The sequence below is a fragment of the Aurantiacibacter flavus genome (genome assembly GCF_039710615.1).
GTDB lineage: Bacteria > Pseudomonadota > Alphaproteobacteria > Sphingomonadales > Sphingomonadaceae > Alteraurantiacibacter > Alteraurantiacibacter flavus.
The window spans coordinates 69,286-91,684 of record NZ_JBDLBR010000004.1 but is presented as its reverse complement, the minus strand read 5'-3'; the positions used below and the strand labels follow the sequence as shown (position 1 = coordinate 91,684).

The window sequence follows — 22,399 nt, the reverse complement described above, 5'->3', positions numbered from 1 at the left end:
CTCTGTCACAATACGATACACTCCAATGAATCAAGAAAAACGCGCTGTTCATTCTCATGCCGAACCTATAGCATATGCCTTAAGCTGTGACGCTAGAAGCCATCACATGAAGGCTCGCGAATAATTGGATATGACGCCAAGAAACGGGCTACAGAGAACAAAAAATAAATCTCTGTGCGAAAGAAAGTTTCGTCGATCTTGGCGCATTTATACAAATTCGAATTTCTTAGACATCTTCATGTTGCGATGGAATTGAGCGATGAAAATTGAGCAGGCCAAGGAAATAGTTATTCAAGTCATATCCGAGGTGCTTGAAGGTGACACTGAAGTCACCGAGGAGATGCACCTGATTGGGGGCGAGTCTCTTCTGGATTCTATGAAACTCGTCGAAGTTTGCCTTGCTCTGGAAGACTTGGCAGATGATCACGGCTTCGAATTCGATTGGACATCGGAAGCGGCTATGTCCAAGTCTCGCGGTATGTTCCGAAGCGTTTCGGCGCTCGCCGAAGAATTTGCAAGCCAGTCGGAGGCGTAAGTGATTGTTGTTACTGGCGCTAGCCGCGGGCTGGGAAAAGCGATAGCCGAGCGGCTTGTGGGAAATGGCGAAGATGTGGTTGGTCTTGCCAGATCGGTTAGCGCTTTAGATGTTGAAGGCGTTGAATGTGACGTCAGTGACTATGCTTCAGTGAAAAACGCTGCCCGCGAAATCAAGCGGATGAAGAGGCCGATGAAGGCATTCATCAATGCAGCTGGTGTCGCGTCGATGAATATGGCTGTCACTACTGACGAGTCTACTGTCCAGAAATTGATCCAAACAAATCTTGTTGGAACAATATACTGCTGCCAGCTTTTTGCGCCGATAATGCTACGACAGAAGCAGGGAAGTTTTATAAATTTCTCAACTATCGCTGTCGCCTTGGCCTTGAAGGGCGAATCGGTTTACGCAGCTTCGAAAGCTGGCGTTGAGTCATTTTCGCGCACCTTCGCAAGAGAAATGGCTGACTTCAATGTAAGGGTTAATTGTATCGCGCCCGGCCCCATACGCACGGACTTGCTAAGGGGGATAACCGATGAGCAAATTGACAAGATAACCTCTCGGCAGGTGATCCCAAGGCAATTCCACAAGGCGGATGTGTGCGATCTGGTCGAGCTATTAATCGATGACAGGGCCGCCTCGCTGAGTGGGCAAGTATTAAATGTGGGCGGTGTCTGATGAAAGTATTGGATAAGCTTAAAGAGCGTTGGCGCGGGATCGACTACCCATTTCTTGTTCACGCAAGCGGTGAACTGAAATTCAGTGAGATATCGAATCAAGAATCTATTGATTTGAGCGACATAAGGAGCGGAGATGTTGTCGCCCTCATTGGTGACTTTGACCCGCAATCGATTCTGACGTTGTTGGAGTTGATCGACAAAAACGTAATTCTCGTGCCTCTTACGACGGATACGAGGGCTCAACATGAATACTTCTTCGAATCTGCATTGGTCGATGCTGTTATAGAGAACGGTGTCGTCAGGCGTATAGAGCATGGCCGCAAGCACGACTTCATCGAAAAGCTTCGCACACAGGAACACGCCGGACTTGTCTTGTTTTCAACAGGGACGACCGGCCGGCCTAAGGCGATCTTGCATGACTTAACATTGTTCATGCAGCGCTTTGAAACGCCGCGCCCCACCTTAAAGACTATAAACTTTTTGTTATTTGATCACATCGGTGGGCTTAATACACTGCTCCATACCTTATTTAATAAGGGTACAGTTGTAGCCCCGAAGTCCCGGAATGTTGAAGATATATTGTCGACATGTGCGGAGCACAAGATTGAGGTTTTGCCAACTACGCCGACTTTTCTTCGCATGATGCTGATGAGCGGGCTAATACCGGATAGGGTTCCAGACACGCTTCGGATCATAACCTATGGCACCGAGCGAATGGATCAGCCAACACTGGATGCCTTGTGCGAATTGCTGCCGAACGTGGACTTCAGGCAGACATTTGGAATGTCCGAATTGGGAATTGTGCGCGTCAAAAGCGAAGCGCGAAATAGTCTCTTTATGAAGGTTGGCGGCGAAGGCGTTGAGACCAGAGTGGTCGAGGATGTTCTCGAGATCCGGTCACAGACAAGGATGCTGGGCTATCTGAACGCGGATAGTCCCTTTGACGAAGATGGCTGGTATAACACCAAAGACATCGTTGAAGAACGTGATGGATATTATAAGGTTGTCGGGCGAACAAGCGAAGTCATCAACGTTGGCGGTTTGAAGTTTATGGCTTCGGAGGTCGAACGAGTGGCCTTGCAGTTCGCGAACGTCGAGCTGGCGAAAGCCGAAGGCAAACCAAATCCCATTACCGGTCAACATGTCGAGCTTACCGTTCAGCCGGCTGCCGATCGGGACTTGGACAAGGGTGAATTGAAGGCGTTCCTAAGCTCGAAGCTGCCCGCGCATATGTTGCCGAAGCGGCTTAAGATTTCCTCGGTTGGTGTCGGCCACAGATTCAAGAGAGCATAGTATGGATGTGGTGGTGGTAGGAACCGGCGGGCTTGCCAGGGAGTTCGCTGCGTTCTTTTCAGACGAAGTGAATATAGTAGGTTTTTCGTCCGAGAGTTCGGAAGAGTATTCCAAATTTAAGCTGCCCGATAAGTTCTTTGAGGGTGATATTACTCCCGAACTCGTGGGCACCAGATATGCAGTTCTTGCGATCGGGAGCCCAATCACCAAGGAGGCGGTTTCCAAGAAGCTCGAATCCGCTGGGTTTGTTTTTCCGAATCTGGCCCATTCATCATCTGTGTTGGCCACGGATATTCAGGAGCTTCCTGATCAGGGGCTCATCGTCTCTCCGAACTGTGTGGTGGGATCAGATGTGTCGTTCGGACGCCATGTCTACCTGAACTTTATGGTTGGAGTCGGGCACGATGCAACGTTCGATGACTTCGTGCAGATAAACCCGGGTGCGCAAGTCGGTGGCGCTGTATCGGTGGGATCTCGTGTGCTCATCGGTTCGGGATCGAGCATTCTTCAGGGTTTGAAAGTCCGAGATTCCTCCACGGTCGGCTCGGGTGCGGTTGTCTTTTCTTCTGTGCGCCCGGGCGTAACTGTCGTTGGAAATCCGGCAAAGCGCCTGAAGCTTCCGGGCTTCACGGACTGATTGGCGCAGCTGGGCGGAGTGCGCGTAGCAAGCCGACCTCTGCGTAACGGTGGCGAGCCAGGCGCTCAGGTCATAAGCAGCAGGTCGAGCGCGAGGCCCGAAATGACCGATAGCGAGGCCCGCCCGAGATCGATACCGCTATCGGGCTCGAGCCGGGCCAGCAATTGCCGCAGTCCCGCGCATTCGGCTTGCTGCGCGCGCTGGATCAATCTCTCGTTCCTCTACGGCTGCGATACCTCGCGCGAGCTGCTTGCCGACTTGCGTGCTGGTACCGCCTTGTCACTCGCCGGTGCGGAGCGGTGCTTGCCGCACATCGACTATCTCGATGTTCGTTCCGATGGCGCCTTGACCGTGGAGGTCACTGCGAACGGTGTTATCGGCACCTACGATAGCTATGACGCGGCCCAGTTGGCGGGCGACTACGATGCCGTACCAGAGCCTGCCTATCGCGTGGAGATGCATCTGCAAGGTCGAGAGGAGGCAATGGCCCCGCGCTTCGTAGGGAAGGTGCCTTTCCCCTTCAGTCTGAGTGCGTGACCGGAGGCGGGGGCGCGTTTCCGATCGGGCCGCGTCCGCGGCGCAGACGCAGAAAAGCCCGCCTCGCGTTCTGCGCAGGCGGGCCATTTTTTGGGGCTATGCCGGTTTGGCCGATCAGTCCTCGGCGCGGGTGTAAGGCACGAAGTCCTCAAGGAACAGGGCGCCGGTGAACGATCCGGTCGACCGGTCGACGGTGCGCATCACGTCCTGGCGGCACAGCTGGCTGCCCATGCGCTCGATGATCGGAATGTCGTCGAAGCGCAGCTGGTTCGGGCTGGTGGTGCGCGCCACCCAGATGGTGTCCCCCTGCTCGTAAACGAGGCCGATCCGTTCCACCACTTCGAGCTTGTTGCTGTTCATCACGGTGATGCAGCTCTCGGGCTCACCTGCGGTGCGGCCTTCGAGACGCTCGGCAAGGCGAGCCTCGGCGCGCTCCGCTGGCGTTTCTGCGGAGACCGGCGCCGCGCCCAGCGCCAGCGTCGATGCGGCTGCAAGTGCGATAAAGGTCTTCATGGATGCTCTCCTGTTCATATGGCAGTACCATCTCATAGACGGAATGAACGTGCCATGACCTCAGAACGGGCAGGAGAGTTTTTCGTTACGTCGCCACCGGCTCCAGCCGGATGCACCGTCAGGCGGCCGCGCCGGTAACGCTTCCCTCGTCCGCCGCGCCGCCAGCGAGAACAAAGCGCCGGTCGCAATAGCCGCAATCGACATAGCCTTTTTCGTCGATTTCCATCCACACGCGCGGATGGCCGAGCGAGGCCGGGCGATAGTTCTCACCGCCGCGAATGTCGCCAGCGCCATCGCACCAGACGCGGTGGGTTTCGACGATGGTGGTTTCAGGTGCCTTATCCATGCCCACAGCCCTACTGCGGAGCGGGCGGATTCGCAATATGGTCTGCAGCCTGCCCCTTGCCTCTGGCGGGGCGAACGCGCATTGGATGCGCCATGAGCGAAGCAGCGATCGAAATCCGCGATGTGGTGAAGCGTTATGCAGGGTCGGGCAAGGCCGAGCCGAAGCTGGCGCTCAAAGGTCTTTCCTTCGACGTGCCGCAGGGCGGTGTGTTTGGGTTGCTCGGGCCCAACGGGGCAGGCAAGTCGACCCTCATCAACATCATGGCGGGGCTGGTGAACAAGACTTCGGGCGCGATAAGCATCTGGGGGCACGACATCGACGCGCACCCGCGCAATGCGAAGCTCTCGATTGGCATTGTGCCGCAAGAGATCGTGTTCGACCCATTCTTTACCCCGTTCGAGGTGCTGGAGAATCAGGGCGGGATGTACGGCATTGCCAAAGCGCTACGCCGTTCCGAAGAGTTGCTGCGCGCGGTGCGGCTGGAAGACAAGCGCGACGCCTATGCCCGCACGCTTTCGGGCGGGATGAAGCGGCGGCTGCTGATCGCCAAGGCCATGGTCCATTCGCCGCCGGTCCTCGTGCTCGACGAGCCGACCGCGGGCGTCGATGTCGAGCTGCGGCGGCAGCTTTGGGAGCTGGTGCAGGAATTGAACGCGCAAGGCGTGACCGTGGTGCTGACCACGCACTACCTCGAGGAGGCAGAGCAGCTGTGCGACCGCATCGCGATCATCAACCACGGCGAGCTGGTGGCCAACAAGCCGACCGCCGAGCTGATCGGTCAGATGGGCGAGAAGATCGTTGCCGTAACGGTCGACAAGGATGTGACCGAGCTGCCGTCCGACCCGTATTTCCGCAAGGTCGAGAAGGCGGGCGAGCGCTTGATAGAGGTCACCTACGACAAGCGCGAGAGCAACGCGGGCAAGGTGCTGGCGCGGCTGCAGGAAGCGGGTTTCGCCATTGAGGACGTGACCACGCGCGAGGCCGATCTTGAAGACGTGTTCGTTCAGCTGACCAGCGCGGGGGCCTGAGCACTTACCTCTGGTAAGATTTCGCCGCGTAGATATCGTCCGCCTCCGGGGGACTTTGTTGCAAGGGGGGCAGGACGATGAATTCACTTAAGCTGTTTGTTGCCGCTACCGCGCTTGGCGTGGTCGGTTCTCCCGCAATTGCCGGACCGCCGGCCGAACTGGCGGATCTCTCCTGGCTCGAAGGCCAGTGGGTGGGCGACGGGATTGCCGGGGCCGAGGCGGGAGAAACCTGGATCGCTGCGGGTACGGCGCAATTGGGGGGCCACTTTTACCAGCTGGCTCCGAACGGCGATGTCATGTTCTACGAACTGATGACTATCGTTCCCGACGGCGAGGGCAGCCTTGCACTGGTGCTCAAGCATTTCAACGCCGATCTTTCGGGGTGGGAAAGCAAGAGCGCTACCGATGCCGAGAGATTCCCGCTCGTCGCGCTGGGGGACCGCAAGGTGACGTTCGGCGGGCTGATATATGAACTGGGCAACGATGGTGTGCTGCATATCAGCGTACCCATCGAGGATGATGCAGGCGAGGCGCAGACGCTGACCTTTGAATTGTTGCGTCAATAGCCGCATACCCGGTGCGCGAGGCTTGTGCGCGGCAAGGGCATTCGCCATTACTGCGCGATGACAGACACGCCTTACGACGTCCTCATCATCGGCTCGGGCGCGGCGGGCCTCACCGCTGCGCTCACGCTCGCCACGAAGCTCAAGGTGCTGGTGCTGGCCAAGGGCAAGCTCACCAGCGGATCTACCGCCTGGGCGCAAGGGGGCATTGCGGCCGTGCTCGACGCGGGCGACACCTTCGAAGACCATATTCGCGACACCATGGTCGCAGGCGCAGGGCTGAACGACCGCGAGACGGTCGAATTCGTGATCTCCCACGCTCCCGAGGCAATCGACCGTTTGTGTGAACTGGGCGTGCCGTTCAACCGCGAGAGCGACCATCTCCACCTCACCCGCGAGGGCGGCCATTCGCATCGCCGCATCGTCCATGTCGACGATGCCACCGGCTGGGCGGTGCAGGCCGCATTGCTCAAGGCGGCGGAGGAAAACTGCAACATCACCCTGCTGCCGAACCAGACCTGCGTCGAGCTGATCACCGGGCGCCATGAAGAACGCTATTCAGGCTCGGGCCGGGTCTGGGGTGCCTATGCGCTCGACACGGTGAGCGGCACGGTCGTCGCCCACACCGCGCGGGCCACCATCATGGCAAGCGGCGGGGCGGGGCGTGTGTATCAGTTCTCGACCGCCCCTCGGGGGGCTACCGGGGATGGCATCGCCATGGCCTGGCGAGCGGGTGCGCGCGTTTCCAACATGGAGATGATGCAGTTCCACCCGACCTGCCTTTACAACCTCGAGATCAAGAACTTCCTCATCACCGAGGCCGTGCGCGGCGAGGGCGGGCACCTGCTGCACCCCGAAACCGGCCACCGCTTCATGGTCGACTACGATCCCGAGCGCATGGAGCTGGCCCCGCGTGACGTGGTCGCCCGCGCCATCGACGACCAGATCAAGCGCTACGGGCTAGACTATGTCCATCTCGACATCAGCCACCAGCCGCCCGAATTCGTGATGGAGCATTTCCCCACCATCTACGACAAGCTCGAAACGCTCGGCATCGACATGACCAAGGAGCCGATCCCGGTCGTGCCCGCGCAGCACTATACCTGTGGCGGGATCGTGATCGACCTGGCGGGCCGCACCGACTTGCCGGGGCTCTATGCGGCGGGCGAATGCACCGAGAGTGGGCTGCACGGGGCGAACCGGCTGGCGTCAAATTCGCTGCTCGAATGCTTCGTATTCGGCGATGCCGCCGCGCGCGACATCCTTGCCCGCTGGGACAACTTCGAAGCAGTGCCGCCGATCCGCGCCTGGGACGAAAGCCGCGTCACCGATTCCGACGAAGAGGTGGTGATCAAGCAGAACTGGACCGAGATCCGCCGCTTCATGTGGAACTACGTCGGCATCGTGCGCACGACCAAGCGGCTCGAACGCGCGGCGCACCGGATCAAGCTGTTGCACACCGAGGTGGAGGACTATTACGGCCACTTCACCGTCACCACCGACCTCGTCGAACTGCGCAACCTGCTGCAATGCGCTGACCTGATCGTGCAGAGCGCGCTTAAGCGGCACGAGAGCCGGGGGCTGCACTCTATCCTCGACTATCCGGAAACCGCGCCGCTGCCGGTCGATACGGTGCTGGTGCCCTGAACGGGCCGAACGGGTTAACGCAAAGCGAACGCAAGTTTCGGTGGCTATAGGGGATATCATTTATGTAGGCAGGCGACCTTGCGAATTGGGCGGCCAGTAGGGGATGCATTGCAATCGAAAAAGGGAATGCAATGCTGATCAAGAAGCAGGTCCAGCTCGGCAGCCGGATTATCATGGTGCTGATCGCGCTGGCGGTTGCCATGACGGTTGTGACTATCGCGCTGGTGCGTTTTGGCGGGCCGATGACGCAGGAAAATACGCTGCAAGACGCCTTGCTGGCCGACATTCTGCCGCCGCCGGCCTACAGCGTCGAGCCATACCTGCTGACCACGCTCATGGCATCGAACCCCGCGCGTGGCTCCCGATATCTCGAGCGGCTCGAAGTCACCCGCAGTGAGTTCCGCGAACGCAAGCAGTTCTGGGCCGACAGCGATCTTCCGGCCGAGCTGACCGATCAGGTCGCTGCCACGATGGCTTCGGCAGATGCGTTCTGGGAGATAGTCGACAACCGTTTCCTGCCGGCGTTCGAGGCTGGCGATCAGGCGGCGATTCGCGCAATTCAGCAAGGGGAGCTGGCGCGGGCCTAAGAAGCTCAACATGGCCAGGTGCTGACACTGGTCGAGATGTCGAACGCCTACCGCGAGACGATGGTTGCGGAAAACTATTGGCTCACTGCTGTGCTGCTGGCGGTCGCTGGCGCACTTGCGCTCGCGCTGGTCGCGGCGGTGGTCTATGCCGCGCGGACGATCCGGCAGCGCGCTATCGAGCCTATGGCCCGGATATCTGGCGCGATGGAAGCCATGTCGCAGGGTGACCTCACGCACGAGGTCGAAGGGGCGGACCGGCAGGACGAGATCGGCGCCATGGCCTGCGCTCTCGAAACCTTCCGGCAGGCGGCGATTGCGCAGCGCGCGGGCGAGGTCGAGCAGCGTCAGGTCGTCGGCTCGTTATCCGAAGGCATCACGGCGCTGGCCGACAAGAATCTTACGTTCCGCTTCGCTACGCCATTTCCCGGCACATACGAAAGTCTGCGCGCCGATTTCAATCGCGCGCTCGATGCCCTGTCGCAGGCGCTGGAAACGGTCAGTTCGGGCGCGGGCAATGTGCAGCAGTCGATCGCCGAAATTCGTGTGGCTACCGAAGACCTTGCCTCGCGTAACGAGGTACAGTCCTCGCGTCTCGCCGAAACCGCTCAGGCGCTGACCCAGGTGACCGGCGCGATCGGGCAGGTTTCGCGCGATGCGGCGGCCATGCACGGCTCGATGGACGATACCCGGGCGCGGGCCAGCGAGGGACACCGGGTGGTCTCGCGTGCGGTGGATGCGATGAACGCGATCGAACAGTCGGCGCAAGACATCGCCAAGATCGTGGAAGTGATCGACGGTATCGCGTTCCAGACGAACCTCCTTGCGCTGAATGCCGGGGTCGAAGCGGCGCGCGCAGGCGAATCCGGCAAGGGCTTCGCGGTCGTCGCAACCGAGGTGCGAGCTCTTGCGCAGCGCTCGGCCGAGGCGGCTGAACAGATCCGGAGTCTTATTTCGAACAGCGCTTCCGAAGTGGCGGAAGGGGTCAAACTCGTTGGCGCCAGCGGCACCAACCTTGATGATATCGTGAACGCTGTCAGCAAGATGAGCGCGCTTGTAGGGGATATCGCGCGTTCGGCCGAGGAGCAATCGCATCGTCTGCAGGAGGTCGACCGGGCCACGGCATCGATGGACCAGATGACGCAGGCCAATGCGGCCATGGTCGAACAGTGCTCGGCTTCCACACGTTCGCTGTCGCATGAGGCCGATGCCCTGATCGAACAGGTGCAGGTATTTCACACCAAGACCGGCGATTACGAGCGCGGCGCTCGGGTCGGGCAGTTCTCGCCAAGGCAGGATCTGGCCGCCTGAAGGGTGCGGGGGGGGGGAGGCTTCTCTCCTCCCTTCTGCCGTTAGGGGCGGTCAGTCGCCCATCATCAGCAGCAGGAACCAGGTCAGCACGGTGCCGCCGAGGAAGAGATACCAGCTCCAGTAGAGCTTCATGTCTATCCCGAGCTGGGCGATATCGACATCGAACCGCTTGATCTCAAGTATGCCGCCGGTGCCTCCGCTCGAGCCAATGAATAGCGCCACGAGCAGGCACAGGAAGATGCCGAAGGGTATGGCCTTGAACAAGGCAATCATCGTTTCGATCTCCTGCATGAGGGAGGCTGACCGCTCTCGCGCATAGCCACTTATGGTTAAGAAATCCTCACCTGCGCAGCATTGTTGCGGCGCTCGATTCGAATGCAAGGCAAGGCCAAAATGGCGGAGATATTTTTCCTCAGCTGCGTTTTTGCTCTTGCATCGGCCACGACCCGAGGACGCACCACGCGTCGCGCTGTGTTGTCCATGCAATACACCCGGGGAAGATGGGCCGGGAGGGGGCAAACTGGCCTGATCCCTATTGCGTAACGGCCTAGGCCGATTCACAAGGGGTTGTGGTCAGGCTGCCAGTGACACCCACTACCTAGACAAGCGCCTCCGTAGCTGCCTCGGGCAGGGAGGGGCGATTCGAAGGGCAAATGTGGGTTTGGCAAGCGAGATCACGGGGCACGAAGTGTCGGACAAGACGCCGCGAGGCGATTGCTGCTTGTTCGGAACATGTGCGGAACATATGATGCGCAGCAGCGGCCTTGTCCGTTGCTGCGGGGCAAGAGCCGGGGGCAAGACGCAAATGGAATTTCGCAACACCGACGAGGCGAACTTGGCACTTGATGAAACGACGGGCGTTGCCGCTGGTGCGCCCAAGGAAAAGAGCAGGAAGGCAGTGACGATGGACCGCAAGGACCAAGGCAGCGAGCAGCTGGTGGACGCCGAGGCCATGGCCGGTGCCGTGGCCGGTGCGGCAGAAGTGGCGGCCAAGGCTGCCAAGTCCGATTCCAAGACCGTCAATCCGCGCCGGTTCACCATCGTCACCGATCCTGCCCGCGACGCGAACCTCACCGATTTCGGCAAGGAAACGCTGAAGGATCGCTACCTGCTCCCGAACGAGACCTATCAGGATCTGTTCGCACGCGTGGCCGATGCCTATTCCGACGATGAAGAGCACGCCCAGCGCATCTACGACTACATCTCGAACCTGTGGTTCATGCCGGCAACGCCGGTGCTTTCGAACGGCGGCACCGGGCGCGGCTTGCCCATTTCGTGCTATCTGAACTCGGTGTCCGACAGCCTTGAAGGCATCGTCAATACCTGGAACGAGAACGTGTGGCTGGCCTCGAAGGGTGGCGGCATCGGCACCTATTGGGGCAATGTGCGCGGCATTGGCGAGCCGGTCGGCCTCAATGGCAAGACCAGCGGCATCATCCCCTTCGTGCGCGTGATGGACAGCCTCACGCTGGCGATCTCGCAGGGCTCGCTGCGGCGCGGCTCGGCGGCCTGCTATATCGACGTGCACCACCCGGAAATCGAGGAGTTCCTCGAAATCCGCAAGACCAGCGGCGACTTCAACCGCAAGGCATTGAACCTGCATCACGGCGTGCTCTTGACCGACGCCTTCATGGAAGCCGTGCGTGCGGGCGAGGATTTCGAGCTGCTGAGCCCGAAGGACGGCTCGGTGCGCGGCAAGGTCAATGCCCGCTCGCTGTTCCAGAAGCTGGTGGAGGTGCGCCTCGCCACGGGTGAGCCCTATATCGTCTTCTCCGACACCGTGAACCGGATGATGCCCAAGCATCACCGCGAACTGGGGCTCAAGGTCTCGACCTCGAACCTGTGCTCGGAAATCACGCTGCCCACCGGGATCGACCACCTCGGCAACGACCGCACCGCGGTGTGCTGCCTCAGCTCGCTCAACCTTGAGAAGTGGGACGAGTGGAACACCGACAAGCGCTTCATCGAGGACGTGATGCGCTTCCTCGACAACGTGCTGCAGGACTACATCGACCGCGCGCCTGACGAGATGGCCCGCGCCAAGTATTCGGCTGCGCGCGAACGCTCGGTCGGCATGGGCGTGATGGGTTTCCACTCGTTCCTGCAGATGAAGAGCATCGGCATGGAAAGCGCCATGGCCAAGGCGTGGAACCTCAAGATGTTCAAGCACATCAACGCCAAAGCCAACGAGGCCTCGCTGATGTTGGCGCAGGAGCGTGGGCCTTGCCCCGATGCCGCCGAAGTGGGCGCGATGGAGCGGTTCAGCTGCAAGATGGCGATCGCGCCGACCGCGTCGATCAGCATCATCTGCGGCGGCACCTCGGCCTGTATCGAGCCGATCCCGGCCAACATCTACACCCACAAGACGCTCTCGGGCAGCTTCGTGGTGAAGAACCCGTACCTCGAAAAGGTGCTCGACAAGAAGAGCAAGAACTCCACCAACGTGTGGAACTCGATCCTCGAGAAGAACGGCTCGGTCCAGCACCTCGACTTCCTGACCGCGGAAGAGAAGAACACCTTCAAGACCAGCTTCGAGATCGACCAGCGTTGGCTGCTAGAATTCGCTGCCGACCGCGCGCCGTTCATCGATCAGGCGCAGAGCCTGAACCTGTTCATCCCCGCCGATGTCGACAAGTGGGACCTGATGATGCTGCACTTCCAGGCCTGGGAGAAGGGCATCAAGTCGCTGTATTACCTGCGGTCGAAGTCGGTGCAGCGCGCCGGGTTTGCCGGCGGGGTGGAGGCCGACAACACGCCTGACGCGCAGAAGTTCGAACTCAGCGCACAGGGCGGGGACCAGACCGATTATGAGGAATGCCTCGCCTGCCAGTAAGGCGAGCAAAAGGATATGCAGGCGGCGGCGGGTTCAGCGGAACTCGCCGCCGCTGTCGTATCGGGCCAAGAGTCCGATGACCTTACCCTGCTCCACCTTGCTCCCCTCCCCGTGGGGAGGGGCTGGGGGTGGGGGGGGCTCAAGGCTGGCGTGGAACCCCCATCCCAACCCTTCCCCACAGGGAAGGGCTTTGTGATTCGCCCGCTTTAGGCCATCTACCGCCGGGGCCGCGCAAGCCTGCGTTAACCGCCCGCCTGCTATCCCCCGCTCACCATGAAACCGCGTGTAAACCGCTTTCCGACGCACCACGGCTATGGCGAGGTCAAGGTCTCGCGCTACATGGCGCTGTATGTCGCGCAGCTCGGCTGGATCGCGCTCGGGGTCTATCTCTATCGCACGGCCTTCTGGCCCTCGACCTGCACGCCCGACAACCTGTTCGAGGCCTATGCCTGCTCGATCCGCTTGCCCGAAAGCGGCCAGTGGCGCGAGGCGGCCTTGCTCACCTGGCTGTGGTCGACCCCGATCCTGATCGCGCTCGAAATATCGCGCCGCGTGGGCCGTTCGCAGGACTGAGCCGCGTTCCCCCAGTGTTCTTGCGCCGAGTGGACTCTTATCCCCGCCGAATCGCCCCCGCACCGCTTCGAAAACAGGCGCCGAATCGCTATATCGGCCTTTCGTACTAAACCCAGGGGACCACAACATGTCGCTGCTCGAAGCCCGCAAGACCTACAAGCCGTTCGAATACCCCTGGGCCTACGAGTTCTGGAAGCGCCAGCAGCAGGTCCACTGGATGCCCGAGGAAGTGCCGCTCGGCGAGGACTGCCGCGACTGGGCGCAGAACCTCACCGATCACGAGCGCAACCTGCTCACGCAGATCTTCCGCTTCTTCACTCAGGCCGATGTCGAGGTGCAGGATTGCTACCACGAGAAATACGGCCGCGTGTTCAAGCCGACCGAGGTCAAGATGATGCTCGCGGCTTTCTCGAATATGGAGACGATCCATATCGCCGCCTATTCGCACCTGCTTGACACCATCGGCATGCCCGAAAGCGAATATGGCATGTTCCTCGAATACGAGGAGATGAAGGCCAAGCACGACTATCTGCAGGAATTCGGCGTCGACAACGACGAGGATATCGCGCGCACGCTGGCGATGTTCGGCGGCTTCACCGAGGGGCTGCAGCTTTTCGCCTCCTTCGCGATGCTGATGAACTTCCCGCGCTTCAACAAGATGAAGGGCATGGGGCAGATCGTGAGCTGGTCGGTGCGCGACGAGAGCCTGCACTGCGAGGGCATCACCCGCCTGTTCCACGCCTTCTGCGCCGAGCGTGACTGCCTGACCAAGCCGGTGAAGGAAGACATCATGGACATGTGCCAGAAGACGGTGCGGCTGGAAGATGCCTTCATTGACCTCGCCTTCGAGCAGGGCCCGGTGCCCGGCATGACGGCGAAGGAGATCAAGAAATATATCCGCTACATCGCCGACTGGCGGTTGAGCCAGCTGGGCCTGCCCGCGATCTACATGATCGAAGAGCACCCGCTGCCGTGGCTGACCCCGCTGCTGAACGGGGTGGAGCACGCGAACTTCTTCGAAACCCGCTCGACCGAATATTCCAAGGGCGCGACCAAGGGCAATTGGCAGGACGTCTGGGCGAGTTTTGACAAGCGCCAGAACGCGAAGGCCGTCGCCGCGAACGAGGGCGAGGAAGAGGCCGGGCCGGATATGTTCGGTGAGGTTTCCGGCGGGAGCGTTGCGGCGGAGTGACTAACATGACCTTCCGGCTAAGGCAGTCACGACATCATCGGTTTGCAGGCGATAAGCGAAGTCCTACTTCTATAGAGAACCTCTAGGCTATGGTTTATTAGGCTTCCGCGACCAAGGGAGAGGTTCAAGTGGCCAAGTCAGACCAAGAAAAGGCCGAGATTCGAAGGCAGACTGAGGCTCGGCGTCAGCCGGACAAAGACCGTACTGCCCATGAAAGGGAAAGAGGCGTCAAGCGTTCTGTTCCTGTGGGCTCTTTGTCTACGCATATATCTAGGCGTGAGCTAGATGATAGCGAACTTAAGGCGGCCATGAAGGAATTTCAGGCCGGCTCGGATCGTGTGGCTGCAATTATGGGGGCCGCCCTTGTCGAGAGCCAGCTCATGGATACTATCCGGGAGGCGCTGAAAGAACCTTTTGATGATAATGTGCTTTTTCATGACCAAGGCGCTCCTTTTGGAACGCTAAGAGCGAAGATTGTCGCTGGACGTGCATTAGGGCTGTATGATGAAAATATCGCCCGAGACTTGGACATTATCAGAGACATACGGAATCAATTTGCCCACGCACTAATGAGCTTTGATTTTGATCATCCAATGCTGGTAAAGTATTGTAAGAAATTCAGCGAAAAAGTCATCACCGACGGTAGTGGGAATCCATTGCCTTTTGAAGGCTATACCGGAGGCGGTTCGGAAATATCTGAAACGCGTAGAGCTTTCGAAGTCGAATGTTGGAAATTATCAATTATATTGCTTAAACGGGGTAATGAAATTTTGAAAATAAAACATAGGAATTTTAAGGGCTGGGGATGAATCGGTTATAACCCTTCGGGTTTTTTCAAAAAATCTACAAATATCTTAGCGGCATGAATTTTTTATTTCAAAATATCAATTAGATGTTTTGGGACATCTGCGTGGATGCCTCGCTTTGATCCACCACCAAACCTTAACCCTCCCCATGCCATACCCGCCGCCATGTTCGGCAAGTACCAGGCAGTCTTTCGCAGCCGCTGGCGTGCGTTGCTCTGGGCGGGTGGGGTCTGCCTGACCGCCTATTGCACCGTCCCCCATGCCGACGATGGCTCCGGCGACGACGCTCAGTCCGAGCAGCAGGCGGTCGCCGCGCTGGTCGAGGCGGCGGGCGGCTCCGCGCAGGACAAGCCGAAAAAACACGTCAATCCCTGGGCCAAGCAGCCCGATAGCGAGCAGCCCTGATCCTCGCCCGCGCAAAGCGCGGAACCTCTCCTGCCCTCGCGAATTGCAAGGTAAGGAAAGGAGCAAGTCGATGACTGACGCAAAGCACGAGACCACCGACGAAGATCGCCGCAAGGAATTGAAAGTCCTGCTCGACAAGATCGCCGCTCATCCCGAGCACGACATGACCGCCGAACGCGAGCGGGTTGCCGTGCTCAAGCGCGTGCTTGCCGACTGATCGACCGCTCGCAGGTCGATTGCTGCACATTGGACTGGCCACCTGCGCGCCGGGCAGGCATCATGTGCGCCATTGCCCCCCAATTGAACCATGAACGCTTCAAGGAGACTTCAATGCGTCGTATTTCCGCCCGCACCGCCACCGTTCTCGCACTCGCCGGCGCCTTCGCGCTCGCCGCCTGCCAAGGTGAAGAGACCGAGCCCACGCTCGAAGTCGATGCCGAGGACCTGAGCGGCGGCGAACTGATCGCCACCCCGGCCGATGAAGAGGCGGTCGATGTCGACCTGCCCGAAACGCCGATGACCCCCGTCGGCACCGGCGTGCCGCTCGACGAAGAAGTGCTCGACGAGGGCGAATAATCCCCGGCGCGGGCCTCGCCGGATCGGTCTAGGCTTTGCCGCCGCGACCGGCTAAGGCCCGCGCATGAACCAGACCACCGAAAAACAGATGCTTGCCAAGGCCGAGACGCTGATCGAGGCGCTGCCCTATTTCCAGCGCTATGCCGGGCGTAGCTTCGTGGTGAAATATGGCGGCCACGCGATGGGCAACCCCGACGCCGCGCGCGACTTCGCCGAAGATATCGTGCTGCTGAAAGCCGTGGGGATCAACCCGGTGGTGGTCCACGGCGGCGGCCCGCAGATCGGCGCCATGCTCAAGAAGCTGGGCGTGGAGAGCGAGTTTATCGGTGGCCTGCGCGTTACCGACCAGCAGACCGCCTCGATCGCGGAGATGGTCCTCTCGGGCGCGATCAACAAGGAACTGGTGAGCTGGATCAACCGCGCCGGCGGCACGGCCATTGGCCTTTCCGGCAAGGACGGCAAGATGGTGCGGGCCGAGAAGGTCAGCCGCACCGTGAAGGATCCCGACAGCCAGATCGAACAGGTGGTGGACCTGGGCTTCGTGGGCGAGCCGAAGGAGGTCGACACCACCGTGCTCAACACGCTGAGCGCGGCGGGGATGATACCGATCATTGCCCCCATCGCCACCGATGGCCAGGGCCAGACCTACAATATCAACGCCGACACCATGGCAGGCGCCATCGCGGCGGCGCTGGGCGCGGCGCGGCTGTTCCTGCTGACCGATGTGGCGGGCGTGCTCGACAAGGAGGGCAAGCTGCTCACCGATCTGCGCCCGTCCGACATCGCGCGGCTGGAAGATCAGGGCATCATCACCGGCGGCATGATACCCAAGCTCGAAACCTGCGTGCAGGCGGTCGAGGCCGGGTGCGAGGCGGCGGTGGTGCTCGATGGGCGCGTGCCCCATGCGATGCTGCTCGAATTCTTCACCAGTCGCGGGGCAGGAACCTTGGTCAGCAAAGGCTGAGAACGGGTTGCACCGCGTGCATCCTGTGTTACCCAGTTGATACACCTACCCCGAGCGCCTAGATTGGGCGGCGGGACGCAGACAAAAAAAGGGTTTTGCCAGTGTTGCTTCTGACCTTGTCGCAGATCGTCGGCTATCTGATTTCGATCATCATTTTTCTGGTGATCGTGCAGTTCGTCCTCAGTCTGCTGATGGCCTTCAATGTGATCAACACCTCGAACGACTTTGTGGTGGCGATCTATCGTTCGGTGAATGCGCTGCTCGATCCGCTGTTGGGGCCGATCCGCAAGATCATGCCGAATACGGGCGCGATCGACTTCTCGCCGCTGGTGCTGATCGTGGGCTTGCGCGTGCTCGATATCGTGCTGACGAACGCGGCCATGTCGTCGCTCTGACGCGCGCCTGCTGCCCGATGCTGACGCGTACTTTCCTTGCCGCTGGCTGCCTCGCCCTGCTGGCGAGCTGCGCGAGCGGGGGGCAGCAGCGCCGCAACGAGCGGGCCAGAATCGCGGAGCGGGCGCTGGATAACGCCGGTGTCAGGGCCGATCCGGGCCGGGTCGCCGCCGCCGACTTCGCCTTTGCCCGCATGGCGCGTGACGAAGGCCAGTGGACGGCCTTTCGCGACTATGCCGCGCCGGGGGCGCGCATGTTCGTTGGCGGCGAAGCGGTGGACGCGAGCCAGTTTCTGGACGGGAGGCCCGATCCCGCGCAGTCGATAGCCTGGGCTCCGCGCGAGGTCTGGTCGAGTTGCGATGGATCGCTCGCGGTCAGCTTCGGGCGCTATCTTGATGCCGAGGGCGTGATCGGCCGCTATGCGACCGTGTGGCAGCGCCGCCGCGACGGTTCCTACAAGTGGACCTATGACATCGGCACGCCCGATGTTCCGCAGCCGCAGCCACGTCCGCCAGAGGCCGAACCCGATGAGGACACGATCATCGTCGGCGCGCTGCAGGCGATCACTGCGAGCACCGCCGATTGCGAGCAGGGCGCAGATCGTCCCGAGCGGCTTGCCGGAGATTCTTCCGATGTGCTCACCCGCTCGCGCGATGGCACGCTGGCCTGGCGGGTCGATCAGACCGGGCCGGAAAGCTGGCGCATGGTGGTCGAATGGCAGCGCGACGGCCGGTGGCAGGAAGCGCTTGCCTTCGCCGTGCCGGATAGGGAAAGCTAAGCGATGATCGAGCTGTTCATGTCGGCCTTCGTGACGCTGTTCGTGGTGATCGATCCGCCGGGCTGCGCGCCGATCTATGCCGGGCTCACGGCCAATGCCACACCTGCCGCACGCCGCTCGATGGCGATCCGCGCCTGTCTGATCGCGGCGGTGATCCTGCTCGGCTTCGCGCTGTTCGGCGAGGCATTGCTGGCGGCGATGCACATCGAGCTTGATGCCTTCCGCGTGGCGGGCGGGATCATGCTGTTCCTGATCGCGCTCGAAATGGTGTTCGAGAAACGCACCGAGCGCCGCAACGACCGTGCCGACAAGGTGCGCGAAGACCCGGAGCATGAGGACGTCTCGGTGTTCCCGATGGCCATGCCGATGCTGGCGGGGCCGGGGGCGATTGCCTCGATCATGCTGCTGGCGGGCAATGCGAAAGGCATTGAGGGCACGCTGGTGGTGCTGGCTGCGCTTGCCTTGGTGCTGGTGCTGACCTTGATGGCGCTGCTCGCGGCGAGCCCGATGATGCGCGTGTTCGGCGACAAGGTGGAGGCGGTGATTACACGGCTGCTGGGCGTGCTTCTGGCTGCGCTCGCAGCGCAATATGTGATCGACGGATTGCGGGCGTCGTTTGCTTGAGTTGGCCCGGATCAAGTCCGGGGCGACGGTTTGGGAAAAACGCGAGCTAGAGCGAGCGCAAGCGCGACGGCCCGCCCGCAGCGGCCCCGGAACGCAGTGGAGGGAATAGCCGCGAGGATGCTGGCCCGGATGGGCCAGCGTAACCTCTATTGTAACGTCACATTCCCCTCGTCGGGGTCGCCCTTCCCGAAGAATTCCATCAGCTGCACCAGCAGGTCGCAGCGCACGCGCAGGTTGGGCGCTTCGAGCAGCGCCTGCTTGGCCGCCGCATCGAACGGCGCGATCTGCGAGACGCCGTTAACAAGCGACACGTCGTCAAGCCGCGCGACCGAATCCCAGTCGATCTCATAGCCTTGCGCCTTGGCGAACTTGCGCGACTCGTACTCGAAGGCGGCGCGCTCGCCCAGCGTCAGCATCTCGTCCTCGGGCTCTTCGATCAACTCGGCCTCGATCTGGCGGAACGGGGTGGTGACCTCCAGCTCGCGCAGCAGGCGGAACCGGCTCTCGCCCGTGAGCAGGATGTTGTAGCGGCCGTCCTCGCTCGTCTCGACCTCGGAGATCCGGCCCACGCAGCCGACTTCGAACAAAGCCGCGTCGTCATCCTGGTCGCTCGGCTGGATCATCGCGATGCGGCGATCGCGCGCGAGGGCGTCACCCACCATCGCGCGATAGCGCGGCTCGAAGATGTGCAACGGAAGGTGCAGCCCCGGATAGAGGATGGCCCCGGTTAACGGGAAGATCGAAAGGCGGACCTTGCTCATCTGTCCCATCGCGGGCACCCCCGGATCACCCGAACAGCAACAGCGAGAGCTTGCGACGCTGCGTACCGACCCAGGGATCTTCCAGCCCCACTGCTTCGAAGAATTGCAACAGCTTGGCCTTGGCGGCGCCCTCGCCACCTTCCGGCTCGCGACCGATGGCGGCGAGCAGGGTCTCCGCCGCAAGGTCACGGTCACCAGCGGCAAAGGCCGCTTCGGCATAGGCGATCTGGGCCTCGGCATCGTCGGGGTTGGCCTCGGCGGCCTCGCGCAGGCTTGTCAGTTCCTCGTTGTCGACCTGCGGCCCGGCAAGGTCGAGAGCGGCCTTGGCCTGCGCCAGCGCGGGATCGTTCTGCAAGGCCTCGGGCAGCTCGGCATAGGCGGCCTTGGCCTCTTCAGTCATCTCGGCGGCCAGCAGCGCGCGAATCAGTCCCGAATGCGCGGCGGCATTGTCGGGCGCCATCTGCGCGATCTGCATGAAGATCGAACCTGCGCGCTGGGCATCGCCGCCCGCCAGCACCTCTTCACCCATGGCCAGAAGCTGGTCGATATCGGGCGCGGCCTCGGCGCCCGGGGCACCCGGCTTTACCGGCACTTGCTGCAGAATCTGGTCAAGCGCGCCCTTCAATTGCGATTCGCTGCGCGCCGGAGTCAGGTCGGCCACCGGTTGCCCTTGGAAAATGGCATAGACCGTGGGGATCGACTGGACCTGGAACTGGCTGGCGATGAATTTTTCTTCATCGACGTTGATCTTGGCCAGCACCACGCCCTTGTCGGCATATTCGGCGCAGACCTTTTCCAGCATCGGCGTGAGCGCCTTGCACGGGCCGCACCATTCGGCCCAGAAGTCGACGATCACGAGCTTGTCCTGACTGGGGTCGACCACTTGCTTGCGGAATCGCTCGACCGCTTTCTGTTCGTCGATGTTGAGGCCCATGCTTGCCACGTCGCGTGCTCCCGTCGGCGTTTTCAGTAAGATGCCAATGTGGTCCTTTTGTGCGATTTGTGAAGGGCCGGGCTTGTGTTTGCGGCGCATGAATTGCGCGGCGCATTTTCTGCTTGCAGGGGGAAATAACCGCTGCTAGTTGCGCCGCTCCCCACCGGAGTTTCGGCTTCGGTAGCGCCAGTGAGCGGGCGTAGCTCAGGGGTAGAGCATCACCTTGCCAAGGTGAGGGTCGGGCGTTCGAATCGCCTCGCCCGCTCCACTTTTCCTGCGATAGATCAGTGACGTAAAGTACCCTTGTGGGAAAACGTCGATCATGCGCGGGCAGCTTTGCTGCATGCGAATCGCTGTACCTGTAGGTCGGCGCGAGCTGGCCCTTGCTTGGGAGGAAAGGCGGCGGTGAGGCCGCCTGCCCCTATATTGCCTTCTTGTGCTTCTCCAGTTCGTCGCCTTTGACGGTGACCACATGGAGCAGGTTGGTCGCGCCCGAGACGCCGAACGGCACCCCCGCCATCACGATCAGTTTGCTGCCCGCCGAGCCGAACCCGTGGCGCAGCGCCATGCGCTTGCCCTTGGCGACCATCTCTTCGAAGCTGCCGATGTCCTTGGTCGCCACCGCATGGGTGCCCCACAGCAGCGAGACGCGCCGGGCCACCTCCATCGACGGGGTCAGCACCATCACCGGCACCGCCGGGCGTCCACGCGTAACCCGCCGGGCGGTGTTGCCAGACCAGGTGAACACCGTGATCGCGCTCAGCTCGACCGTATCCGCGATGGTCATGCAGGCATGGCTGAGCGCGTCGGCCACCGTCGCATCGGGCGGGGTATCGAGCGAGCGCACACGCTGTTTGTAGCCTTCGTCGTGCTCGATCTGGCTGGCGATGGCGTTCATCATCAGCACCGCCTCTTCGGGCCAGTCGCCCGCGGCGGTCTCGGCGCTGAGCATGACCACGTCGGCCCCGTCATAGACTGCGTTGGCCACGTCGGAGACCTCGGCGCGGGTCGGGATCGGGCTTTCGATCATGCTTTCGAGCATCTGCGTCGCCACGATCACCGGCTTGCCGGTGAGGCGCGTGGCGTTGACGATCTTCTTTTGCAGCGGCGGCACTTCCTCGGGATTCAGTTCGACCCCGAGATCGCCGCGTGCGACCATGATGCCATCGGCGGCGGCGATGATCTCGTCGATCCGGCGCACCGCCTGCGGCTTCTCGATCTTGGCGCAGAGGGCGCCCTTGTCGCCCATCAGCTCGCGCGCCTCGATCAGGTCTTCGGGACGCTGGACGAAGCTCAGGCCGATCCAGTCGACCCCTTGCTCGAGGGCGAAGGCGAGGTCGCGCCGGTCCTTGTCGGTCAGCGCGGGGATCGGGATTTCGGCATCGGGCACGTTGACGCCCTTGCGGTCCGATATCACTCCCCCGACCTCGGCCGTGCAGACGATCGCATCGGCGCTGGCGCTTTTCACGCGGAGGCGGATTTTGCCGTCGTTCACCAGCAGCCGCTGTCCCGCCTCGATCACGCGGAAGATTTCATCGTGCGGAAGCTCGGCGCGGGTGGCGTCGCCCGGTGTCGGGTCACGGTCGAAGGTGAAGGTGCCTCCGTGCGGGATCGTGGCGCGCCCGCCAGCGATCTTGCCGACGCGCAGTTTCGGCCCTTGCAGGTCGGCGAGGATAGCGATCGGGCGGCCGAACTCGGCCTCCAGCGCGCGGATCTTGGCGATGGTCTGCGCGTGGAACGCGTGCTCGCCATGGCTCATGTTCACGCGGAAGGCATCGGCACCGGCGCGGAACAAGGCGCGCAGCACCTCCGGGTCTTCGGTGGCGGGGCCGGTGGTGGCAAGGATTTTCACCTTGCGGTTGCGGGGGGCGAATTTTGTCATCATC

At 61.3% G+C, this 22,399-nt stretch carries 28 protein-coding genes and 1 tRNA gene; 22 read left to right on the top strand and 7 right to left on the bottom strand.

Features of this window, described 5'->3' with window-relative positions; translation table 11 throughout:
- Window positions 1-259 precede the first annotated feature (259 nt).
- The 4 genes from ABDJ38_RS12375 to ABDJ38_RS12360 are packed head-to-tail and all read left to right on the top strand — an operon-like array spanning window position 260 to window position 3,145.
- Complete coding sequence (locus tag ABDJ38_RS12375; protein WP_346785423.1) at window positions 260-535, top strand: acyl carrier protein; 276 nt, start codon at window positions 260-262, stop codon at window positions 533-535.
- Window positions 536-1,213, top strand: a complete 678-nt coding sequence (locus ABDJ38_RS12370) for an SDR family NAD(P)-dependent oxidoreductase (RefSeq protein WP_346785422.1) — start codon at window positions 536-538, stop codon at window positions 1,211-1,213.
- On the top strand, window positions 1,213-2,508 hold the full coding sequence (locus ABDJ38_RS12365) for an ANL family adenylate-forming protein (protein WP_346785421.1): 1,296 nt from the start codon (window positions 1,213-1,215) through the stop codon (window positions 2,506-2,508). The genes ABDJ38_RS12370 and ABDJ38_RS12365 overlap by 1 nt, the downstream gene beginning before the upstream one ends.
- Before the next feature lies 1 nt (window position 2,509).
- Window positions 2,510-3,145: an acetyltransferase gene (locus ABDJ38_RS12360; RefSeq protein ID WP_346785420.1), complete on the top strand. Its 636-nt coding sequence runs from the start codon at window positions 2,510-2,512 to the stop codon at window positions 3,143-3,145.
- 65 nt (window positions 3,146-3,210) lie between these two features.
- Here ABDJ38_RS12360 and ABDJ38_RS12355 read toward each other — a convergent pair whose 3' ends face one another.
- Window positions 3,211-3,354: a hypothetical protein gene (locus tag ABDJ38_RS12355; protein ID WP_346785419.1), complete on the bottom strand. Its 144-nt coding sequence runs from the start codon at window positions 3,352-3,354 to the stop codon at window positions 3,211-3,213.
- 94 nt (window positions 3,355-3,448) lie between these two features.
- On the opposite strand from ABDJ38_RS12355, the gene ABDJ38_RS12350 reads away from it, so the two are divergent.
- On the top strand, window positions 3,449-3,682 hold the full coding sequence (locus ABDJ38_RS12350; protein ID WP_346785418.1) for a hypothetical protein: 234 nt from the start codon (window positions 3,449-3,451) through the stop codon (window positions 3,680-3,682).
- Window positions 3,683-3,796: 114 nt separating this feature from the next.
- Here the strand turns inward: ABDJ38_RS12350 and ABDJ38_RS12345 are convergent, their stop codons facing one another.
- Window positions 3,797-4,195: a hypothetical protein gene (locus ABDJ38_RS12345; RefSeq protein WP_346785417.1), complete on the bottom strand. Its 399-nt coding sequence runs from the start codon at window positions 4,193-4,195 to the stop codon at window positions 3,797-3,799.
- Window positions 4,196-4,313: 118 nt separating this feature from the next.
- Window positions 4,314-4,541 carry a zinc-finger domain-containing protein gene (locus ABDJ38_RS12340; RefSeq protein WP_346785416.1) on the bottom strand — a complete coding sequence of 76 codons (228 nt, stop codon included), beginning with the start codon at window positions 4,539-4,541 and terminating at the stop codon, window positions 4,314-4,316.
- 92 nt (window positions 4,542-4,633) lie between these two features.
- On the opposite strand from ABDJ38_RS12340, the gene ABDJ38_RS12335 reads away from it, so the two are divergent.
- The 5 genes from ABDJ38_RS12335 (at window position 4,634) to ABDJ38_RS12315 (ending at window position 9,674) form a co-directional block, all read left to right on the top strand.
- On the top strand, window positions 4,634-5,569 hold the full coding sequence (locus tag ABDJ38_RS12335) for an ABC transporter ATP-binding protein (protein ID WP_346785415.1): 936 nt from the start codon (window positions 4,634-4,636) through the stop codon (window positions 5,567-5,569).
- Window positions 5,570-5,646: 77 nt separating this feature from the next.
- The gene (locus ABDJ38_RS12330; RefSeq protein WP_346785414.1) at window positions 5,647-6,135 is read left to right on the top strand and encodes a DUF6265 family protein; all 489 of its coding nucleotides are present in this window, start codon (window positions 5,647-5,649) and stop codon (window positions 6,133-6,135) included.
- Window positions 6,136-6,192: 57 nt separating this feature from the next.
- Window positions 6,193-7,779 carry an L-aspartate oxidase gene (gene nadB / locus ABDJ38_RS12325; protein WP_346785413.1) on the top strand — a complete coding sequence of 529 codons (1,587 nt, stop codon included), beginning with the start codon at window positions 6,193-6,195 and terminating at the stop codon, window positions 7,777-7,779.
- Between the two features lie 131 nt (window positions 7,780-7,910).
- On the top strand, window positions 7,911-8,366 hold the full coding sequence (locus ABDJ38_RS12320; RefSeq protein WP_346785412.1) for a hypothetical protein: 456 nt from the start codon (window positions 7,911-7,913) through the stop codon (window positions 8,364-8,366).
- A gap of 18 nt (window positions 8,367-8,384) precedes the next feature.
- Window positions 8,385-9,674 (top strand): methyl-accepting chemotaxis protein, encoded by a 1,290-nt coding sequence (locus ABDJ38_RS12315; RefSeq protein WP_346785411.1) that lies wholly within the window; start codon window positions 8,385-8,387, stop codon window positions 9,672-9,674.
- A 51-nt stretch (window positions 9,675-9,725) separates the two neighbouring features.
- Here the strand turns inward: ABDJ38_RS12315 and ABDJ38_RS12310 are convergent, their stop codons facing one another.
- Window positions 9,726-9,947: a hypothetical protein gene (locus ABDJ38_RS12310; RefSeq protein WP_346785410.1), complete on the bottom strand. Its 222-nt coding sequence runs from the start codon at window positions 9,945-9,947 to the stop codon at window positions 9,726-9,728.
- A 532-nt stretch (window positions 9,948-10,479) separates the two neighbouring features.
- Here ABDJ38_RS12310 and ABDJ38_RS12305 point away from each other — a divergent pair.
- The 11 genes from ABDJ38_RS12305 (at window position 10,480) to ABDJ38_RS12255 (ending at window position 18,818) form a co-directional block, all read left to right on the top strand.
- Window positions 10,480-12,507 (top strand): ribonucleoside-diphosphate reductase subunit alpha, encoded by a 2,028-nt coding sequence (locus ABDJ38_RS12305; protein WP_346785409.1) that lies wholly within the window; start codon window positions 10,480-10,482, stop codon window positions 12,505-12,507.
- Between the two features lie 273 nt (window positions 12,508-12,780).
- Window positions 12,781-13,080, top strand: coding sequence for a hypothetical protein (locus tag ABDJ38_RS12300; RefSeq protein WP_346785408.1), 300 nt, complete (start codon window positions 12,781-12,783; stop codon window positions 13,078-13,080).
- Window positions 13,081-13,207: 127 nt separating this feature from the next.
- The gene (locus ABDJ38_RS12295) at window positions 13,208-14,272 is read left to right on the top strand and encodes a ribonucleotide-diphosphate reductase subunit beta (RefSeq protein WP_346785407.1); all 1,065 of its coding nucleotides are present in this window, start codon (window positions 13,208-13,210) and stop codon (window positions 14,270-14,272) included.
- Between the two features lie 128 nt (window positions 14,273-14,400).
- Window positions 14,401-15,081 (top strand): hypothetical protein, encoded by a 681-nt coding sequence (locus ABDJ38_RS12290; protein ID WP_346785406.1) that lies wholly within the window; start codon window positions 14,401-14,403, stop codon window positions 15,079-15,081.
- Window positions 15,082-15,186: 105 nt separating this feature from the next.
- Window positions 15,187-15,483, top strand: coding sequence for a hypothetical protein (locus ABDJ38_RS12285; RefSeq protein WP_346785405.1), 297 nt, complete (start codon window positions 15,187-15,189; stop codon window positions 15,481-15,483).
- Window positions 15,484-15,553: 70 nt separating this feature from the next.
- Complete coding sequence (locus ABDJ38_RS12280; protein ID WP_346785404.1) at window positions 15,554-15,700, top strand: hypothetical protein; 147 nt, start codon at window positions 15,554-15,556, stop codon at window positions 15,698-15,700.
- A gap of 113 nt (window positions 15,701-15,813) precedes the next feature.
- On the top strand, window positions 15,814-16,059 hold the full coding sequence (locus ABDJ38_RS12275) for a hypothetical protein (RefSeq protein WP_346785403.1): 246 nt from the start codon (window positions 15,814-15,816) through the stop codon (window positions 16,057-16,059).
- A gap of 64 nt (window positions 16,060-16,123) precedes the next feature.
- Window positions 16,124-17,023, top strand: a complete 900-nt coding sequence (gene argB, locus ABDJ38_RS12270) for an acetylglutamate kinase (protein ID WP_346785402.1) — start codon at window positions 16,124-16,126, stop codon at window positions 17,021-17,023.
- Between the two features lie 101 nt (window positions 17,024-17,124).
- Window positions 17,125-17,418, top strand: a complete 294-nt coding sequence (locus ABDJ38_RS12265) for a YggT family protein (RefSeq protein ID WP_346785401.1) — start codon at window positions 17,125-17,127, stop codon at window positions 17,416-17,418.
- A 17-nt stretch (window positions 17,419-17,435) separates the two neighbouring features.
- Entirely contained in the window at window positions 17,436-18,194 is a 759-nt protein-coding gene (locus ABDJ38_RS12260; protein ID WP_346785400.1) for a hypothetical protein, read from the top strand.
- A gap of 3 nt (window positions 18,195-18,197) precedes the next feature.
- On the top strand, window positions 18,198-18,818 hold the full coding sequence (locus tag ABDJ38_RS12255) for a MarC family protein (protein ID WP_346785399.1): 621 nt from the start codon (window positions 18,198-18,200) through the stop codon (window positions 18,816-18,818).
- 146 nt (window positions 18,819-18,964) lie between these two features.
- Here ABDJ38_RS12255 and ABDJ38_RS12250 read toward each other — a convergent pair whose 3' ends face one another.
- Together ABDJ38_RS12250 and ABDJ38_RS12245 are read right to left on the bottom strand one after the other, a co-directional pair.
- The gene (locus ABDJ38_RS12250) at window positions 18,965-19,579 is read right to left on the bottom strand and encodes an LON peptidase substrate-binding domain-containing protein (protein WP_346785398.1); all 615 of its coding nucleotides are present in this window, start codon (window positions 19,577-19,579) and stop codon (window positions 18,965-18,967) included.
- 25 nt (window positions 19,580-19,604) lie between these two features.
- Window positions 19,605-20,513, bottom strand: coding sequence for a tetratricopeptide repeat protein (locus ABDJ38_RS12245; RefSeq protein ID WP_346785685.1), 909 nt, complete (start codon window positions 20,511-20,513; stop codon window positions 19,605-19,607).
- A 193-nt stretch (window positions 20,514-20,706) separates the two neighbouring features.
- On the opposite strand from ABDJ38_RS12245, the gene ABDJ38_RS12240 reads away from it, so the two are divergent.
- Window positions 20,707-20,781: transfer RNA gene (locus tag ABDJ38_RS12240), tRNA-Gly, on the top strand.
- Window positions 20,782-20,934: 153 nt separating this feature from the next.
- On the opposite strand, the gene pyk is transcribed toward ABDJ38_RS12240, so the two are convergent.
- Complete coding sequence (gene pyk / locus ABDJ38_RS12235; protein ID WP_346785684.1) at window positions 20,935-22,395, bottom strand: pyruvate kinase; 1,461 nt, start codon at window positions 22,393-22,395, stop codon at window positions 20,935-20,937.
- Window positions 22,396-22,399 lie beyond the last annotated feature (4 nt).